Source organism: Spartobacteria bacterium UBA695 (genome assembly GCA_002298145.1).
Classification (GTDB): domain Bacteria; phylum Verrucomicrobiota; class Verrucomicrobiia; order Chthoniobacterales; family Chthoniobacteraceae; genus UBA695.
On record DBMP01000023.1, the window covers coordinates 143,596 to 161,259 of the forward strand.

18 protein-coding genes are annotated in these 17,664 nt (G+C 55.7%); all 18 read right to left on the bottom strand.

Translation table 11 applies throughout. From position 1 onward, the window contains the following. Positions 1–15 precede the first annotated feature (15 nt). Positions 16–5,187: an O-linked N-acetylglucosamine transferase family protein gene (locus tag B2828_RS13125; RefSeq protein ID WP_479634210.1), complete on the bottom strand. Its 5,172-nt coding sequence runs from the start codon at positions 5,185–5,187 to the stop codon at positions 16–18. Positions 5,188–5,427: 240 nt separating this feature from the next. Continuing rightward, positions 5,428–5,676 (bottom strand): carbon storage regulator CsrA, encoded by a 249-nt coding sequence (gene csrA / locus B2828_RS13130; RefSeq protein ID WP_479634211.1) that lies wholly within the window; start codon positions 5,674–5,676, stop codon positions 5,428–5,430. Positions 5,677–5,680: 4 nt separating this feature from the next. Then, entirely contained in the window at positions 5,681–6,130 is a 450-nt protein-coding gene (fliW, locus tag B2828_RS13135; protein ID WP_479634212.1) for a flagellar assembly protein FliW, read from the bottom strand. A gap of 75 nt (positions 6,131–6,205) precedes the next feature. Beyond that, complete coding sequence (flgL, locus tag B2828_RS13140) at positions 6,206–7,105, bottom strand: flagellar hook-associated protein FlgL (protein WP_479634213.1); 900 nt, start codon at positions 7,103–7,105, stop codon at positions 6,206–6,208. 65 nt (positions 7,106–7,170) lie between these two features. Next, positions 7,171–8,586, bottom strand: a complete 1,416-nt coding sequence (gene flgK / locus B2828_RS13145) for a flagellar hook-associated protein FlgK (RefSeq protein WP_479634214.1) — start codon at positions 8,584–8,586, stop codon at positions 7,171–7,173. A gap of 7 nt (positions 8,587–8,593) precedes the next feature. After that, complete coding sequence (locus tag B2828_RS13150) at positions 8,594–9,091, bottom strand: flagellar protein FlgN (protein WP_479634215.1); 498 nt, start codon at positions 9,089–9,091, stop codon at positions 8,594–8,596. Then, entirely contained in the window at positions 9,088–9,390 is a 303-nt protein-coding gene (locus tag B2828_RS13155) for a rod-binding protein (RefSeq protein WP_479634216.1), read from the bottom strand. Before B2828_RS13155 ends, B2828_RS13150 begins: the two co-directional genes overlap by 4 nt. A 1-nt stretch (position 9,391) precedes the next feature. After that, entirely contained in the window at positions 9,392–10,540 is a 1,149-nt protein-coding gene (locus tag B2828_RS13160; RefSeq protein ID WP_479634217.1) for a flagellar basal body P-ring protein FlgI, read from the bottom strand. A gap of 2 nt (positions 10,541–10,542) precedes the next feature. Further along, the gene (locus B2828_RS13165; protein ID WP_479634218.1) at positions 10,543–11,229 is read right to left on the bottom strand and encodes a flagellar basal body L-ring protein FlgH; all 687 of its coding nucleotides are present in this window, start codon (positions 11,227–11,229) and stop codon (positions 10,543–10,545) included. Further along, entirely contained in the window at positions 11,201–12,070 is an 870-nt protein-coding gene (gene flgA, locus B2828_RS13170) for a flagellar basal body P-ring formation chaperone FlgA (protein ID WP_479634219.1), read from the bottom strand. The genes B2828_RS13165 and flgA overlap by 29 nt, the downstream gene beginning before the upstream one ends. 3 nt (positions 12,071–12,073) lie before the next feature. Next, on the bottom strand, positions 12,074–12,856 hold the full coding sequence (flgG, locus tag B2828_RS13175; RefSeq protein WP_479634220.1) for a flagellar basal-body rod protein FlgG: 783 nt from the start codon (positions 12,854–12,856) through the stop codon (positions 12,074–12,076). Positions 12,857–12,862: 6 nt separating this feature from the next. Beyond that, a complete protein-coding gene (locus B2828_RS13180) occupies positions 12,863–13,618 on the bottom strand; it encodes a flagellar hook-basal body protein (RefSeq protein ID WP_479634221.1) in 756 nt (251 codons plus the stop codon). Positions 13,619–13,733: 115 nt separating this feature from the next. Further along, complete coding sequence (locus B2828_RS13185; RefSeq protein ID WP_479634222.1) at positions 13,734–13,985, bottom strand: hypothetical protein; 252 nt, start codon at positions 13,983–13,985, stop codon at positions 13,734–13,736. A gap of 11 nt (positions 13,986–13,996) precedes the next feature. Next, positions 13,997–14,710, bottom strand: coding sequence for a flagellar motor protein MotB (locus B2828_RS13190; RefSeq protein ID WP_479634223.1), 714 nt, complete (start codon positions 14,708–14,710; stop codon positions 13,997–13,999). Between the two features lie 2 nt (positions 14,711–14,712). Continuing rightward, positions 14,713–15,582 carry a motility-associated protein gene (locus tag B2828_RS13195; RefSeq protein ID WP_479634224.1) on the bottom strand — a complete coding sequence of 290 codons (870 nt, stop codon included), beginning with the start codon at positions 15,580–15,582 and terminating at the stop codon, positions 14,713–14,715. Beyond that, a complete protein-coding gene (locus B2828_RS13200) occupies positions 15,573–16,367 on the bottom strand; it encodes a sigma-70 family RNA polymerase sigma factor (RefSeq protein WP_479634225.1) in 795 nt (264 codons plus the stop codon). The genes B2828_RS13195 and B2828_RS13200 overlap by 10 nt, the downstream gene beginning before the upstream one ends. Position 16,368: 1 nt before the next feature. Further along, entirely contained in the window at positions 16,369–16,602 is a 234-nt protein-coding gene (locus tag B2828_RS13205; RefSeq protein ID WP_479634226.1) for a hypothetical protein, read from the bottom strand. Beyond that, on the bottom strand, positions 16,599–17,660 hold the full coding sequence (locus B2828_RS13210; RefSeq protein ID WP_479634227.1) for a flagellar biosynthesis protein FlhF: 1,062 nt from the start codon (positions 17,658–17,660) through the stop codon (positions 16,599–16,601). The genes B2828_RS13205 and B2828_RS13210 overlap by 4 nt, the downstream gene beginning before the upstream one ends. Positions 17,661–17,664 lie beyond the last annotated feature (4 nt).

The following is a 17,664-nucleotide window of genomic DNA, read 5'->3' on the forward strand; positions in this document are numbered from 1 at the left end:
CCCGTTCCATTGGCCTTAGTTCCATTGCCCGGCGTACTCCCTCCACATCCTGAGGAAAGCCTCATCCATCGACGCGGCGAACGCCCCCGGATTCATTAACGGCGACGCCTGCATCCTCGCGCGCATCCCCTCCCGGAGAGAAACGCGGCGTGGTTCATCTTCGGCTAAATGAGCCGCAATCGCGAGGTACTCATCCTCGCTGGAGGCGACCAACTCCGGCAATTCCATCGCATTAAGGAGACTGACACCCACCCGCGATACATGCGTCCCTCCGGCCAATGTTACCACCGGGGCGCCCATCCAGAGCGCCTCGCACGTGGTTGTGGTTCCATGGTAGGGGAAGCTATCCAAGGCAATATCGACCTGCCGATAAGCCCCTAGGTGCCCTGCCACCGACGGTGCGTATCCAATCATATCTAGACGCGTTTCATCGATGCCACGCTTTGAGAAAAATTCGATAATCTCCTGCTTTACAGCCGGATCGTGCAGCGTCCTGGCCTTGAGCGTCAAGTGGGAACCCGGAACGCGTTTTAGCAGGCGAATCCAGAGTTCAAAAAGGCCAGGATTGAGCTTCGCGAGCTGATTGAAACAGCCGAAAGTCACGTAGCCCGTTTGGGCCGATGGATTCGCGACAATGGCGGGGGCGTCCGCCGGAGCCTGGTAGCACCAAGCACACGAGGCAAGGCGCACAAGCCGCTCGGTATGCCATTGTTCCGTGGTTCCCTCTGGATCGGCAAAAGAGTCCGTAATTCGGTAATCAATGGCCGAAAGCCCGCACGTCGCGGGATAGCCGAGATAGCTCACCTGCACCGGCGCGGGTCTGAGAGCAAACAGCTCAAGGCGATTCCACGCGGTATGCCCGCTCAGATCCACCAGGATGTCTATTTGATCCTCCTCAATCTTGCGGGCCAGCTCGCTGTGGGACATCTCGGCCGTAAGCCGCCAGCGATCCGTCAGCCCCCGGAGACGTTCCGTAACGTTGTCCAGTCGTTTCGCATCACAGTAAGCCGTCACCTCGAAGCGCTCCCGGTCCTGTCGCTCGAAAAGAGCCTCAATAAACGCCGCAACCGGGTGCTGGCAAAAATCCGCCGAAACATACCCAATACGCAGCTTCCTTCCCGCCGATCCCATTGGTCTCTGCCTCTTATAACGCCTCGCAATATTCCTGACCGTCCGTTCACCCCAGGCACGATGAGCCTCGAAGACCTCGCGCGGATGGAGCCCCGGCACATAGTTGAGGCAAAGCAGATAATTATGCTGGAACTCAGGCATCTTAGGATCCAGTTCCATCGCGCGGCGATACGAAGCCAACGCCTCGGCGGCCCGCCCGCTATCTTTTAGGAGCTTGCCCAGATTGTTATGCGCACTGGGAAGATCGGGCCGCCGGGCAATCAACAACCGAATGCATTCGAGCGCCTCGCTCGTCATCCCTATATCCGTACAAATTGCCCCGAGATTGTTGAGCGCAGAGATCATATCGGGCTTGAGCTTCAACGCCCGATAAAAACATTCCACCGCATCGAAGCCCCGTCCTTGCTCTTTAAAGAGAATGCCACGGTTATTGTGAAGTTCCGGCGTATTGCCGCCACGCTCGATCGCCAGATTGAACTCCGCAAGCGCCTCCTGGGAACGGTTGCTCAGTTGAAACGCCCGTCCGAGTTGGTAATGGTATTCAGGGTCCGCTTCATTACAACCCACCGCCTTGCGCAGAATCGCCTCCGCCTTGGCATAGTCGCGAAGCCCGATGAGGAGCATCCCCCAACGGTGCCACACTTCGCCCACTTTGGGATTGCACTTCGCGGCGCGTTCGTAGCACCCCAGCGCCTCCGGGTAACGACCACTCTCCTCCCAAGCCACGCCAAGATGATAGCGGGCCTCCACAGAATCCGGCACAGCAGCACATGCTTTCTTAAAAATCGAAATGGCCTGCTTAAAATCCCGCTTTGCAGCCAGGGCCAGCCCATATTGCAAGAGCCCCTCACCATAACCTGGCTTGAGCTTCAACGCCCGCGCAAGCAACCCCAAAGCTTCGTCCAACTCACCCGCGCCCCGGTGTACCCCAGCCAGCGTCACCATTGCCTCCGCAAAATTCGGTTGCAATTCCAACGCGCGAAGACAGCACACTCGTGCTTTCTCCAACGCCCCCATTCCGTTGCAAGCTTCCGCGAGGTGATTCCAAAACACAGCATTCTCCGGCTCAAATTGCAGAGCTTGCTCAATCCACTCAACGGCGCTCTCATCCTTGCCGCACTGGTGGGCCAGCACCCCCAGCAAATGCCACGCCTCGGCGTTTTGAGGGTTTGCAAGGAGGATTTGCCGATAGCATTCCTCGGCCTCTGCGAATTGCCCGCGACTATGGAAACGGATGGCCGCTTGCAAAGGATCCCCGCTCAGCTCAGGCGCCGTTTTCGTTTCCGATTTTTCACGAACAGACTCCATCGCCTTCCGGTGCGGAAAGAGTCCTTCGATTAATTCACCAAGATTCTTGGCGTACTGACTCGTTTCCAAAAAGCGAGGGCCTCGAGCCATCGCACGGGTAATCTCCTCGCTTAGCGAAGCGCGCCACCGAGCCTCTGTTCCAAGCTTGACAGCCAGCCCGATATACCCCGCCTCGTCCGTCGCGATGAGGCTGGGGATCCCCAACTCACGCAACAGCGAACCGGCCATGCGCGAGCGAAAAGTCGCACCATCCCACACAACCGTGGGGATGCCTAGTTCCAGCGGATCGACCGTGGAGTTAACACCAGCGAACGGGTACGAATCGAGGTAGACGTCTCCCAAACGCAGCAACTCCTTCACATCTGCGCGAGACGGCAGGCGCTCGGTGGAAATAACGAGGCGGCTACGATCTACCCCATGCCGCGCGAGGCATGCCGCCACGCTTCGTTCAAACTGCCGAATGGGATAGGCGCTGGACCAATTCGGATTAAAGGGGTGCAATAGCAACCGCGCCCCCTCCACATCCCGCAGAATCCGGGCCCACGCATCCATTAGCTCCGGCAAGATTTTAAAACAGTTCGCGCCGCTTACAAACACAACGGCCTCTTTCGGGATACCCAACGCTTCCCGGTCGAAATGCACCCGAGGAGCGCAAGCGTCCACAGTATAGTCGAAGCAATGCGCGGGGCCGTCGAGCAATTGCAGTTTTTCGCTATAGTGCCCAGACGCGTCATCGGCTTCCGAGTAGGTTCCCGAAACATAGCCATCCACATACTTCATACCGCTTGTAACGGGCGAGGAATTGGTAATCCATTGCACCGGAGCCAACCGGTGAGCGGCCAGCAGGGCGACTTGATTTGTAACCGCCGTAACATTGGTGCCGATGAGAATCACATCCAGCGCCGCTTTGCGAATCGCGTTTACCTGATCCGCCAAACGCGGCGGCAAAACCGTGAAATGATCGGTGCGCGCTCTACAGGCATCCTCCAACGGCCCGGGATGAGAGGCCAGGATGAAGACAGACACCTCGAACTGCGACCGGTCAAGACCAAGCGTGGGCAGGGTGGAATAGGTCTCCGTTTGCGAAGCAAAATGCGCATTGAGAAAGCCTACCTTTATTCTCCGACGGTGGGGCGTGGAGGCATACAGTTTAGCATTAAGCGCCGCGCCGGATTTTTCCAAAAAGAATTCCAAAATACCCGCTCGGCGAGTCATCCACTCCCGTGTGTTTCGAGCAACGAAATAGAGCGGAATAAAGTTCGCATGAAGCGCAAAATATTTAGCCACACGATAAGTCAGCGCAGCACCCGGCAGCTTGCGCGTTCGCCGATGAATCCCGCGCACCCATCCCCAAAGGTGCGTCGCATACTCCTCGACTTCGCCCTTATGGAAGAAGAGCTGCGGCGCATAAAGAACGTAGCCAAGATAATCATCAAGAAACCATTCCGGAATGCGCTCCAAATCCAGCGGCACGAACTGGTGATGCGCCATCCGGTAAAGCATCAACATCAGCAGACTTGGAAAATCAAACAGCTCCCCGATCAATGCCGCAGCCGCTTTCGCCACCCGATCCGCCTCATCGGAAATCAGCGGTTCGTTTTGGAAGCCGCTCTTGAGATATAGCCGGTAGACCGTGCCAAAGTTTCCGCTAAACAACTTTTCAAAACCGGCGGAATCAGCGTGCAGCAGAAAATCGCCAAGCCCACGCCGCAGCGCCCGCAGATGATCCGCCACCGTTGCATCCGACGGATTTTCGCGATAAGCGGCAACGATGTCTTGAATATTCACAACTTCATCCGCACCGAAAAAGTCGCAGGGAGCAACGTCCGCCGGTCTCTCCGGATTGGGTACTGTAGGGAGCCGCGCCATGACGCCTTCCGCCAGCTTCACACTTTCGGGCGATGGGTCCAATTTCAACGCCGCCTCCACGTGGTGAATCGCGGCTTCGTAATTCTTTTCGTCAATCAAATGCAATGCGCTACGATAGGCGCTCCTTGCATAATGCTGTTTTCCCAGCCTCATCAACTCCCCGCGCTGCTCCTGCGGAAGATAAGCGTTGAATCGTTCAATCGCCTTGCCCGCATCGGCAGTCATGGCCGCCGTCTGGCGTAAAAACGATGTCCCCGAGCTAGCGTGCAAGCGGTAGCAAGCCATCACTTCGGGATGATACAAAACAGGATACCGCGCCGCGATCCGCATCCACATTTCCCAATCAACACAGCTCCCCGCGGCGCTCCAAAATCCGCCGAGGTCCTCGTAAGCCGAACGACGCACAACGATTGAAGGCGGCTGGATGCGCTGCATCACGGCGAGGCGCCGGGGCCAGTTCTCCAGGATTCCAGGAGTAGGACGCTCCGTTTCAGAAACATAAAACGGCTGGCCGTCGCCCCGGATATGCGCATAACGACAGAAAGCCGCACCAACGCCGTCAACCTTTGAGATCTCCTCCCGCATCCGGGCGTAGAAGCCAGGCAGAACCACATCGTCGGCATGCAATAGGTGTACCCACTCCCCCCGGGCCCGCGTAATACAACTATTCCAGTTGCGGCGTTGCCCCAGGTTTTCAGGCTGCCGGTAAACCGACACACGACTTCCCGCAATCGAGCGAACCATGGCGGCAACATCCCCCTTGGTCGAAGCATCATCCACCACTTCAATCTGCATCTGCCCTTCCTCGATTCCCGCCGCGAGCACACCGCGCAGAGCCTTGGCCAAATAATCCGCGTCGGGATTATAGGCAGGAATCATGACCGACCAGAACGGACGGTCTCCACTATCCGCCACCGGCTCGATCCGAGGCGGGCAGTCCGCGGATTCACCGGGAGCCAGTCCTCCCATGATCTTTGCATTGGGAGCGAGCCGATCTGTCAGCGGCGGCTCAGCGAGCGCTTCTGCTTTTTGGGAATTCATGCAAACCTAAAAATAGACATCCGGCTCCGACAGAAACATCGGTCGGCCGTTCAGTAACAACCAAAGAAACCGCAAGGATTAGGGCATCGGATCTTTCCTCGCCAAACCTGGCGGCAAAGACAATTTTGGGATTTCTCCACCGGGTTTGCGAGCCGCCGCCAGATTGCTCTCTTTGATTTGCTTGTAAACCTCGTTTCGATAAATCCCCAGATCGCGAGGAGCGCGGATGGCCAGCTTTACAAAATCGGCTTCGATCCGGTTGACCCGAATTTCAATTTCGTCGCCAATCATAACCCCCTCCCCTGCTTTTCGCGTAATGACTAGCATGGCCTTAGGCGTTGGGTTGAGGTGCCGCCATGCGCTCGTCGATCAGCACATGCCGCACCGAGTATTTGCTCGAACGTCCGACGATCACTTGTTTGCCGGTCAGGCTCCGCCGATTCAGGATGACAGGACCGGCAAGGTTCACGGTGACAAATAGCGGGCTCGATGTATGAATCGTCACGATATTCAGCACCAGTGCGTCTTGCGGGCTGTGGATTTGAAGCCCGTCGGCGTCTTCCTCGTTCAGCTCGATCTCGTAATCGGCAACGGCACCTTGCGGCTCCATCACCACAAAGCTGATCGGCTCGTTCCCCATCGAACGCATGGTAAGGAACGGCCAGCTCCCCTCGATGGGGAAAAGGTCGAACCGCTGCAAGTCGGCGAGCCCGATCAATCCGAACGGCAGCGATATCTGACAAGGCTGGATACCCGATCCAGTTTCCGTGGCAAGTTTCATAAATTCATTGAGCGGCAGGGATGCAAAGCTAATCGCGTGCCACGCCAGACGATTCTTCCATACCACACATTTTAACTACGACAAATAGTCGAGCAGCGACATTTGCATAATCTTCGCACCGCTCTCCAACGCTGCCTGGTAGGCATTGTTCGTCTGGGACAGCTTGACCGTCGTGGTGGCCAGGTCCGCATCAGTATCAGTGGAAGTCAGGTTTTGGAGACTGCTGAAACGGGCCTGATTTTGCGTGCTGGTGGCCGCCAGCCGAGTCTGCACCGCGCCAATGGTACTGACCGTATTGAGAATATCATCCTCGGAGTTCTGCAGTGAACTCTGCACCGTGGAGGTAAGGGCGGAGGAGTCCTGATGAGTCAGCGCATCCCGCAAGCTCACCAGCGCATTGCCAAAATCAGCCAACTCCTGATTGGATTCCCCGCTCGTGTAGGGCGAAATGGTTGCCCCCTCACCCACTTCAAATTCCGGCGAATTCGCCCCGCCCTGGTACGAAATCGAAGTGATATTTCCCGAAGCATCTCGCTCGGCAACAAAAGGGGTAGTGTCCGTCACCGTGCCGCCGAACAAATAGGCGTTGTCGTATTTGGTATTGGCCGCCTGAAGGAACTGCTCCAGCATCTGGTTGGACTCCTTGGCATAGGCCTGCGTGGAATCAGCACTCGATGCTCCGCTGCCCAGAGTAACAAGCTCCCCGGCGCGGTCGGAAATCGTCTTGATGGAGTTCAGCGCGGAATAGGCGGCCTGGGTCAGTTCCGTGGCCTGGCCGTTATTGCGCTGGTATTGCTGCATCCGCTTCGTCTCGGTCTGGAGGCCGAGCACGCGCCCAGCGGCCGCCGGGTCGTCGCTCAAATTCGTAATGCGCAGCCCGGTGGACACCTGGTTCTGAAGTTGCGCCTGCTGCTGCCCCAAATGTTGAAGCTGCGAGCTTAAGGTGTCGGAAAATGCACTGGAAGGTACTCGCATGTCCTGTATTTCTAATAAAGGTTTGCGTTTCTTTCAATGCCTATCGTTCGGCACAGCGTTCGCGGCTACTGAATGAGACCGTTGACCACGGTATCCAGAAGTTTATCAATCACATTAATAACCCGCGACGAAGCCTGAAAACCCCGCTGGTATTTCATCAGATCCGTCAGTTCTTCATCCTGCGAAACCCCGCTTACCGCATCGCGCTGGCTGGTAATCAGCTTTTCAACCGTTTGCTGATCACTGAGCTTGCTTTCCGACGAGGAAACCGATTCGCCCAGGCCGCTGGCCACCTTGCCGTAAAAGCCGCTGAGAGTTCCGTCAATGCCATCGCCGCTCGATGTAGAGAAATCCTTACTGGCCACGGCGGCAACAGCCAGCGCGATATCGTTTCCGCCCGAGTCGCCGTTGGAAGCCGTTTTCAGCGTGGAATAGGTTAGATTGGAATCCACGGCGATCAGCCCCGACGTCGGCGCAGTGGAAAAGAAATCCCCAGCCGTTCCGCCGGTATTGTAGGCTTCGTTCACCGAGGTGGTGAGCTGATCGGCCAAGCTTTTGAGGCTATCCCGGAGATCCTGGATCTCACCATCGCGCACATCCACATTGCCCTGGAGCGAGCCTCCTTTCAGTTCCAGCACTGTTGAAGGAGATCCAGCGGAGAAGGTCTTTTCATCCGCGTTATACGTCACCTCGCCCAGCGCGCTTGCCTTATCGACCAACAGCACATCGTTGCCATCCGCGTCCTGCCCCATTACTTGAATCTGCCCGTTGTCACCGGAGATTTCCTTCGTTGTGAAATCCATGTACTGCGACAGTTTCTCCAAGGCCGTCTGCCGCTGGTCGCGCAAATCCACCGCTGAGCCGGGGCTGTTCACCTCGGATTTCTGAATCTGCCCATTGAGGTTCGCCACTTGCCCCAGAAGGTCGTTGACCGTGCTGAGATCGTCGGTGTTCTGTGCAATAATATCGTCTTGAAGCGAATCAAGGTGCGTATCGGCAACGTTGATCTGATTAGCGAGCAGATCCGCTTTTTGCAGTAGCACTTGCTTGGCGCTCGTATCCGACGGGCTGGACGCAAGGCTGCTAAAAGCGTTGAAAAAGTCAGTGATAGATGCGCCAATGCCGCTCGTCGTGGAGGTGTCATCAGTGATCGACGATGCCCCCGATGCATTAGTGATCTCCTCGCCGAGATCCGCCTGGGCCTTGAGCAAATTCTGATTTTGAGCCTTGAGGTAGCTCGTCTGCGAAATCTCGCGCGAAACCTGAACATCGAGATACTTGTCGCGGAGCTGCTGAACAGTCACAGATTGGGCCCCACCCGCCCCATTGTCCGCCGGGCCCTGGCTGCCAATATTTAACCGCTGCCTCGCGTACCCATCTGTAGATGCATTGGCAATATTCTTGCCCGCGATCTGGACACCCTGGCTCTGGGTGGAGAGGGACTGAGCCGAACTGGATAATGCGCTAAACAGGCCAGACATAGGCGGATCAACTCTTTGCGATCGAACGCATGAATGAGCTCACAACCGAAAGGTTAGGTTTTCCCTCCTTGGAATACGTCTGCACGACCTCGCCGGGATTCAGCCGCTGGAGAATTTGTTGCAAAACCTCGATGGACCGAAATAGAAGCATCTGGTTTTGCCGGGCCCGGCGCTTGGAGCGAAATACCAGGTTATTGATTTCGTCAATCAACGCTGAAAGGAGAAGGCGCATCGGCTCCGAGGCCTTTAATATCAGCTCGCGAACCGGCGTATCCGGCGGTTTACCACAGCTGGCAGCCAAGTTTTTGACCAACGCTTCCCGCTCATGCAAGCAGCGATCGACCGTCTTTGCCTGCTCCTCCAGCATCCCCGTTACCGCCAAAACCAGCTCCGGATCGCGTTCCAAAATCGCCCCCTGCTGCCGATCGAAAAGATTGAGCAAGCCGCCGTATTCCTGGACTTCGTTACGAAACGCATCCGCTAATAATTCCCATTCGGTAGTCATTGAGTAAGTTGTGCCTGCAAAATGTTCGAAAGACCGAGTCCGCCCGCCTTGGTCATGGTATCCGCGAGGGAGTCGGTCAGCAAATATCCATAGACCTGCCCTGCCGGTCCGCCTTCCAGCAACGGCTTCATCGATTCGCCAAGAAACTGCCGCAGCAAAATCGCCTCAAACTGCCGCGATACTTCAGCCGTCTGCACGCCGTCGTCTTCCGAGCTTTTCCCCTTCACCTTCGAGGAAGCGTCCACGGTGTTGAAATTCCCCGTGGTCACGCTTGGCATTATAGCGTTGATCGCGTCCATATCAGTTTAAGATCAAATCCGCCTGAAGCGCACCCGCCTTTTTCATCGTTTGGAAAATCGCCATCATGTCGAGCGTCGAAAGCCCGAGCGCATTGAGCGCCGCGGCCACCTCCTGGATCGTCGGCAATTCCTCGACAACCTTGAAGCCGCCCTTCTTTTCATTAGCTTGCGTCTCGCTCGTTTGCGAAGTCACCGTCTGCCCCGACGTAAAGGACGCGGGCTGGCTGATGACCGGAGTTGAAACGATGCTAATTGTCAGCGAACCGTGGCTCACGGCGACCGTGGAAATCCGGACATTGGAAGTGGCAATGATGGTTCCAGTGCGTTCGTTAATCACCACCCGCGCAACGTTGTCGGGAATCGTTTCAATCGCCCCCAGCGACGCAATGAAGTTCACCTCGTACCCGCAGTAGTCCTTCGGCACGCAGACATTAACCGTCGAGGCATCCTTGGCCACCGCCGTCCTCGGGAAGACATTATTTACAGCCTCCGCGATGCGCGCGGCCGAAGCATAGTCCGGATTCAGCAACAGAAGATTAACACTGTTGTTGTTGACAATATTAGCCGCGACCTCGCGTTCAACGAGCGCCCCGCCGCTGAGCACCCCCACCGTGGGATGGTTTTTCTGCACACTCGATCCTCCGCCACTCGACGACGACCCGGCCAAAAACCCGCCAACCGCCAGCGGCCCTTGAGCCACCGCGTAAACCACGTCATCCGCGCCCAGCAGCGGCGTTTGCAGGAGGACGCCTCCCTGAATTGTCGTCGCATCACCGATAGCCGAAACCGTTACATCGATCCGACTCCCTGGTTTTGCAAACGCGGGAATGTCAGCCGTTACCATCACGGCAGCCACGTTCTGCGATTTCAGCGTGCTAGGAGAAACCTGGACCCCAAAGCGCTGAAGGGCATTGGCAATGCTCTGCACCGTATAGTTGAGCTGGCTGTCGCCTTTGTTCGCCAAGCCCGTAACCAGCCCATAACCGACCAACTGGTTATCGCGCCCGCCCTCGATCAGCACCATATCTTTGATCCGCGTGGCATGGCTCTGCATCGTCGTTAAAAACAACACCCCCAATAATACCGCGAACCGCACGACCCAATGGCTTACCCTCCCGCTTCCTGACGTGAAATGTAAAACGCCGTTCATTCTCAGAAGGGGTTGATTTTGTCGTTGAACCTCAACAGCCAGCCCTTTTTCTGCGCATCCGTCAGCGTTCCCTCACTGACAATCTCGATTTGCGCATTGGCAACATTCACCGAAGCAACCGTATTATCCGGCTGGATATCGTACGGCCGAATCGTGCCGCGAACACAAGCAAATTGCCGTTCCTTAGAAAAGCTGACCTGCCGCAGTCCCTCGACCACCAGATTGCCATTAGGCAGAACGTCCGTCACCTGCACGGCAAGCTTTGCTGTAACCGTCTGACTGTTTTCGATCGTTCCCCCACCTGTATAGGCATTCGTTCCGGTGGTCGATACCGTTGGAACCGTTGGGATCACAATACTATTGCTGCCGCTCTTCGCCAAAGCCTCATTTTTCCTGTTAATGAGCGCATTGGGAATCCCCGTGATGACCTGGTTAAGGAGATTACTGGCCAACCCCTCAAGGCCCGTGCTGGTTTTGTTGGTAGTCAGGTTCAGCGTATTCTTCAGCGAAGCAGTCTCGCTAACCACAATCGTGACAATGTCGCCGATATTTTTTGCACGCTTATCCGCGCACATCCCCCGTTCGTCCGTAATGCCATCACGCCAAAGCGAACCCGCGTGAATCATTCCCGGAGCGATCGCCAAACCGATGACAATCCACCTAAAATACGACATTGACCTGACTTTCATTGAGCACTTGTGCATTGAACTCCCTCTTACTATCCAAATTACGCATCCGAATCAGCGCTTTGGGCGCTCCGTTTTCCAACGCCTGGGCCTTTACTGTAATGGATAGTGCCCCGCGCCGGATCACCGCCTCGACAATCTGATTTTTTCGAATGACCGGCTTTCCCACGACGTCGCGCTTCATGAGCGGGGCTCCCGCATTGACGTTTTGCGCCAGTTGATAGCCCGAAAGTTTTTCATCGCTGCCCAGCAGCGCATTTCGGTTTTGCAAAATATCCACTTTCTGGACATTCACCACCGATTCATCCAAATCACGTCCTCGCTCCAGTCGAGTCGATGCAACCCACACTTCCTGCCACAACCTGGCCTTGAGGGTAACGTTCCATTCCCCCACCGTCTGTTCGCCGACGGTCACCTTGCATCCGATATTTATCACATTAGCCAAGCCATCACGGGGATATTCCGTCACCTTGAGATCAGCGCCAGACGCAGGCACTTTGACAGCCCCCCATGGACGAGCCAAATCCAATACCAAATCGCCCGACACCCCATAATGTTCAAGAACCTGCGCCTTGATATCGCGCAACAAATCATCGCTCGTATACATTCGGGCATCGGCCGCTTTCTCCTCCGCAACTGCCGCGCCTACAGCCGGTACAGCCACCGGTGTCTCCTCACGCACGGCAGGTTGCCTTGACGCCGGAGGGATATTTTCAACTGGCGCAAGAAGGCGATCCAACTGAGCATTTGCACATTTCGTAACACCAATGAATGCTAATAAAAAAGCAGAGACACGCATCCATGCAAGCAACCGATCGCCAAATTGAAAGGAAAGGTTTGCCATCGGTTATCGTTTTAATTCACTGATTTTACCAAGCATCTCGTCGGAAGTCTGGATAGCTTTTGAATTGATCTCATACGCGCGTTGTGCCTGGATCATATTTACCATTTCGTCAACGATGTTGACATTGGAGCTCTCGAGGTAGTTCTGAATCACTGTGCCAAAACCGCTCTCCCCGGGGTTACCCTGCTGCGGAGTTCCACTGGCGGCCGTCTCCTCATAGAGATTTCCGCCGCAGCTATGCAAGCCACTCGGATTATTGAACCGCACGAGATGAATCCGGAACGTGTTGGATCCGTTTGCGGTTGTCACAGTCACTTCCCCCGTCGTGGCGATGGAAATCGAGGTAGTACCCGAGGGAATCGTTCCAAATCCGCTCAACACGGGAAGCCCGTCACTCGTGGTGACCTGGCCGGAACTGTCTACCTTCAAAGCGCCATCGCGAGTATAGGCACTCGTCCCGTCAGGCCGTTTGACCTCGAGGAACCCTTCCCCATTGATGGCCATATCATATTCGCTATTCGTCTCCTTGAGCTCACCCTGCGTGAAGATTTTCGACGTTGAAACCACCCGACTGCCGTTGCCAACCTCCACCCCGGTTGGAACCATATTTCCACCACCGGAATCAGTTCCCGCAACCCGCGGTTTCTGGTAAAGCAAATCCTGAAACTCAATCTTGCTTCGCTTGTATCCAGTAGTATTAGCATTCGCCAGGTTGTTGGCAATGTTGTCGAGATTCAACTGCTGAGCAGCCATGCCTGTTGCACCGGAGTAGAGGGATTGAATCATGCTCTGTTACGCTTGGGGGTTGCCTAAAATTTGAATGGCTTTGTCGGTTTCGTCGCCATCGCTCGTCATTGTTTTCTGGCAGGCCTCATACGCTCTCGACACAGCCACCAGATTCACCATTTCGGTGAGCGGCGAGACGTTGCTCTCCTCCACGTAGCCATTAATCATGGCGGGGGTATCGACGCGTTCGAGCTTTTGCCCGGGCGCAGCGCCGAACATCACGTTTCCAAGGCGTTTCAGATTTTGTGAATTTTTCGCATCATAAAGCGCCAGCTTTCCGATCACTTGATCGCCCTGCGTCAGCGTCCCCTCGTTATTGACAGATAGCGTCCCACCCGCCGGGTTCAGCGTAATAGGCCCCCCCTCGCCCATGACCACCAAGCCTTCCTTGGTGAGCAGCTTACCATCAGGACCCGCCTGGAACTCGCCGTTGCGGGTATATCCCATCTCGCCGTTCTCCCGCTGCACCTGAAAGAACCCATTGCCCTGAATCGCAAAATCAAGCTCACTGCCAGTCCGATGCAATTCGCCTTGGGTAAAGTTGGTTTGAACACTGACCTTGGGCATGACGCCTCGCGAGTCATTACGAGCCGTACCAGACTGCTGCCCAAGCCGCATTATGTCACCCGCAACGCTCTCGAATGAGACATCGCTCTTCTTATATCCCGGCATGGAGCTAGCCGCGATATTCTGCGACGTCACTTCCTGCCATTTTTCATAGGCTGCCAGCGATGCCGCGCTTCTGTAGCTAGCGATGTTCATTCAGAGCCGTTGCTAAGCAATGTGTGTGCCATCGGCACTAGCCTCGCCAAAATCCATGCGCGAGAAATAGCGCCCGCGCGCTACGGAATATTTTGCCGGGCAATAAATTCCCCTTTTACTCATACTCACAGTTCACTTCAATCCGTTTGCCACAGGTGCAAATAACGATAATGCGTTCGACACCATTCTTTCCATTTACGATTTCGAGTTGCGGCTGCGTTTCCTTCTGGCAGTCAATAGTGGTTTCATCAGGAATGGCGGGTAGCGCAGGCTTGGCAAACAGCGGCTGGAACCCGCCCATCGGCTCCCTCCCCACAGTAGGCCTGTCCGTATTGCCGAAGGATCGGCCTGAAAGAAAATTTTCCATAGATCAACTAGTCAGTTAAGCAAAAGGCTAACCGTAAGCCTTTGATTGGATTGAGAATTGGCGGGCGCATTGGGAAGAGGCCGGGTATCCGCATATCCCGAAACACGTTCGATTTTATCAGGCGAAACCGCGTACCGTTCCAGCAGCCGCCGCGCCATATTGGCCCGGTCCGCCGTCAGGTCCCACAGACCATACTCCTTATTTGGCATCACCGTCCCCGCCGCCGCATGTCCATCAATCACCACCCGCAACCCATTGCGCTCAATAATCCAGGCAAGGCTTTGCAGCGCGAATTTCCCCCACGGGGTAATATTCGCTGAATTATTATCAAACAGCGGATGCTTACTATGATCATACAGCGTCACTTTCAGACCATCCGAGGTGACCTCGACATCCACCGGGCTCTCCTGCGAAACATCGTTGACGTTCAGCATCCGGTTCAGTTCACTGGCCATGGCATTCAGGAAAGCAAGATTTGCGGCAGATGCCTTCTCCCGATTCTTTTCATCGCCTTGCCCACTCCCGTCTTTCCCAGGCAATACGCCCACCGGACGCCCCGTCAATGCATTGAAGGGCTGTTTGAAATACTTGGAAGTTTCCAGAAGAATGTCTTTATCCTGCGCCGTAATCCAGAGGACCATGAACAGCGCCATCATCGCCGTCATAAAGTCGGCGTAGGCCACTTTCCATGATCCTCCGTGAGCGCTCCCTCCCTTTTGAGACATAACTACTTCGGCTGATGCACGTTCAACGCCTTCAACATCACTTCCAGTTCATCGGCATTCGGCTGCACCCGTGTTTCAAGGCAACGCCGCGCGATCTCGATGGCCATGATCGGTGCCATCCCATTAGCAAACCCCGAGAGTCCCTTTAAAATCGCAGTGAGATATTGCGTCTCCATCGAATTATTGACGCGTATCCGGTTGGCCAGCGGATTGACAAAACCATAGGCGCTGAGAATGCCTAGAAACGTTCCCGTCAACGCCGCCGCGACATTTTCACCGACCTTCGCGGGCCCCTCAGCGATCGCCGCCATGGTATTAATGATCCCCAGCACGGCGGCGACAATCCCGACCCCGGGAAGAGAATCGCCGATGAGCATAAGAATCCCGACCGGAGCTTCCGCTTCCTTCTCCCGAGAATCCAACTCCGCCTTAAGCAACCCTTCCAATTGCTCCGGCTTAATGCGACCGTCGATCAGCGGCTTCAGTCCGTTGGTGAGAAATTCCACCCGCGAAGGCGCATTTAAAAAGGAGGGATACTTCTGAAAGAGAACGCTACCCGCCGGTTCAAGCATGTGATCTTCCAGCGCAATCAAGCCATGACGCCGTGCGACAATAAAGATCTCGTAGAGAATCTTGAGCAGATCCACGAAATCCTCTTTGCCCGTACCTTTGCCGGTAAGGGCAATTTGCACTTTTTCAACCACCGCCTTGATTGTTCCCCACGGGCTCGAAATCACCAAAATTCCAAGCCCGATCCCGCCGATAACTACAAACTCCGACAGATGAAGCAACACCAACGGCTCGCCCCCGGCCATCATAAAGCCGCCAACCGTCGCCGCCAGAACAATGAGAAATCCAATAATTAGCAGCATGTCGATACATAGGTGCCTTTAAGGACCTGCTCCAGGTAGATCCGCAGGCTCATGACCGCCTGGGTATGAATTTGAGAAATCCGACCATCGGTCACACCGAATGCCGCCGCGATCTCGGCGATCCGCATGTTTTCATAATAGTACATCGCCAAGACCTTCTTCGGAATAGAGGGAAGCTTCCCAATGCGCTCAGCCATCAAATGAAGGAGTTCCTTTCTTTCCAATCCCTCGCGAGCGGGCACTTGCAGTTCATCAGGGATCATTTCATGCAGCGAAATGCTATCGGAATCCTCGGAATAGACCTCGCTATCAAGCTGCACGAACGTGATGGGCTTCACATCTTCGAGCAACTCCGCGTATTGCTGCATCGTCATCCCCATGGCCAGACAAATCTCCTCTTCCGTCGCGGGCCGCCCCTCCCGTTGTTCAATGAGCGCGATGGCCTCCTTGAGCCTCTTAGCCTTTTCACGGCAACCGCGAGACATCCAGTCCATCCGGCGCAGTTCATCCATCACCGCACCTCGAATATGTAATGTTGCAAACGCGACAAAGGTGGAACTTTGTGCCGGATCGTATTTGTGAACCGCGGTAATCAGGCCCGCAAGACCGCTGCTGCGCAGATCCTCCACATCCACCGTTGGCGGCAAGGTGGCATAGATTCGATCCACCACCGTCTTTACCAACGGGAGATGACGTTCAATAAACTGCTGCTGCGTCTCGGGCGACGCCTCGGTGTAGGCCTTAAAGGCCTTGGCCGCGATCGAATGGGGAGGAGCCTTTGACATATTAGTTCACACTTACTTCCTCGTTCTTCCGCATCCGTTCTCTAGCCCGCCCGGCCGCTAGATCCTTGACCGCGCCCATATAAATGGAAAAAAAGCCCCTCATCAGCAACGCTGCGGCAACACAGCCAATAGCGCCGTCGCGTAACGCAATCATCAGATCGTTGCCGGCGATAAGTCCCGCCCCGAACGACAACAAGAAGCCGCAGCCTCCACCGATCAAGAGAAAGAATTTCATAGTGCGCTGGGCTGCGTAGCATTTTCCTTACCAACCCGGCGGAATGAATGTTGTAAAACCGCATCGAACACCGCTTCGTTGCAGTCTCCCGCAATGTTTTGACCGGTACTGAAAAAGAGAGGCGTCAGCGTAGGGTCGAGAATAAACTCCCAAAGTTTACCCCAATGGAAAAGCTCGTCGAGATGGGTGAATACCAAATGCGACGCCCTTAACGCCCCGCCCATGCGGAAGGCCTGCCGAATCAGCTCCGCTTCATAAGCGGCATTAACCACCAGGACGCGGCTGCATTCAGGGACCGTCTCCAGCAGATTGGCAACCTCGGCAATATCCCCCCGGCTGCCAGCTGAAATTCCCGGGAGGTCAATAAACAAAGCCCCGTCCGGTCCCAGCTCTGGAATCCCGCTCGCGCTACGAACTAGAGGCACCCCCAAAACATCGCAAAACACTGCCAAGCCATCGCAAGGGTTCGCCTTGTCCATATCAAGCTTCAATACAACCGCCTGGCGCTTTTTAAAAAAGACCTCCATTGCAAGCCGTTTGCAAAGCGCCGTGGTCTTTCCCGAACCCGGGGTCCCGATAAAGGCGGCACATTGGCCAAGAGGCCTTTTCGGCCCGCGCTGATATTCGCCACGCAGCCAGACGGCGACTTCCGTGAGCGCTTCGGAAAGCGGCCTTCGGCTCAGCGTCTCCCAATCTCTCCGGCCCCGCAGCCGCGCAAGCATCGCCTCGGTAATACCGCCGCGCAATAGCAACCGCGCCAAAGGATCTCCCCGGCCCGCGTTCTCAGTCTGTGCGCCCAGAATCGACTCAAATCCAGGCGCAGCCGCTGGAGCTATTGACTCGGGCTCCTTTGTTTCAGCAGGCGCAGCCACCTCCCCTCCAACCGCAGCAACCACTTCAAGTTTGGGGGCACTCAAAAAGCGCGATATTCCCCCGCCCTCCACCTGCCGAACCGAAATAACACGCGCCGTCTCCCCCAGGCGCTCGCGAATCGCTTTCACAGCCTCTTCGGCGGAACTGACAACAAATTTGAAGTGTTGTTCTTTGGAGGACGTCATGGAA

Bases quoted from the DNA above. Each gene is read 5' to 3' on its own strand.
- B2828_RS13125 (WP_479634210.1), bottom strand. From the start codon at position 5,187: ATGATTCCTGCCTATAATCCCGACGCGGATTATTTGGCCAAGGCTCTG.
- csrA (WP_479634211.1), bottom strand. From the start codon at position 5,676: ATGCTAGTCATTACGCGAAAAGCAGGGGAGGGGGTTATGATTGGCGAC.
- fliW (WP_479634212.1), bottom strand. From the start codon at position 6,130: ATGAAACTTGCCACGGAAACTGGATCGGGTATCCAGCCTTGTCAGATA.
- flgL (WP_479634213.1), bottom strand. From the start codon at position 7,105: ATGCGAGTACCTTCCAGTGCATTTTCCGACACCTTAAGCTCGCAGCTT.
- flgK (WP_479634214.1), bottom strand. From the start codon at position 8,586: ATGTCTGGCCTGTTTAGCGCATTATCCAGTTCGGCTCAGTCCCTCTCC.
- B2828_RS13150 (WP_479634215.1), bottom strand. From the start codon at position 9,091: ATGACTACCGAATGGGAATTATTAGCGGATGCGTTTCGTAACGAAGTC.
- B2828_RS13155 (WP_479634216.1), bottom strand. From the start codon at position 9,390: ATGGACGCGATCAACGCTATAATGCCAAGCGTGACCACGGGGAATTTC.
- B2828_RS13160 (WP_479634217.1), bottom strand. From the start codon at position 10,540: ATGAACGGCGTTTTACATTTCACGTCAGGAAGCGGGAGGGTAAGCCAT.
- B2828_RS13165 (WP_479634218.1), bottom strand. From the start codon at position 11,229: ATGAAAGTCAGGTCAATGTCGTATTTTAGGTGGATTGTCATCGGTTTG.
- flgA (WP_479634219.1), bottom strand. From the start codon at position 12,070: ATGGCAAACCTTTCCTTTCAATTTGGCGATCGGTTGCTTGCATGGATG.
- flgG (WP_479634220.1), bottom strand. From the start codon at position 12,856: ATGATTCAATCCCTCTACTCCGGTGCAACAGGCATGGCTGCTCAGCAG.
- B2828_RS13180 (WP_479634221.1), bottom strand. From the start codon at position 13,618: ATGAACATCGCTAGCTACAGAAGCGCGGCATCGCTGGCAGCCTATGAA.
- B2828_RS13185 (WP_479634222.1), bottom strand. From the start codon at position 13,985: ATGGAAAATTTTCTTTCAGGCCGATCCTTCGGCAATACGGACAGGCCT.
- B2828_RS13190 (WP_479634223.1), bottom strand. From the start codon at position 14,710: ATGTCTCAAAAGGGAGGGAGCGCTCACGGAGGATCATGGAAAGTGGCC.
- B2828_RS13195 (WP_479634224.1), bottom strand. From the start codon at position 15,582: ATGCTGCTAATTATTGGATTTCTCATTGTTCTGGCGGCGACGGTTGGC.
- B2828_RS13200 (WP_479634225.1), bottom strand. From the start codon at position 16,367: ATGTCAAAGGCTCCTCCCCATTCGATCGCGGCCAAGGCCTTTAAGGCC.
- B2828_RS13205 (WP_479634226.1), bottom strand. From the start codon at position 16,602: ATGAAATTCTTTCTCTTGATCGGTGGAGGCTGCGGCTTCTTGTTGTCG.
- B2828_RS13210 (WP_479634227.1), bottom strand. From the start codon at position 17,660: ATGACGTCCTCCAAAGAACAACACTTCAAATTTGTTGTCAGTTCCGCC.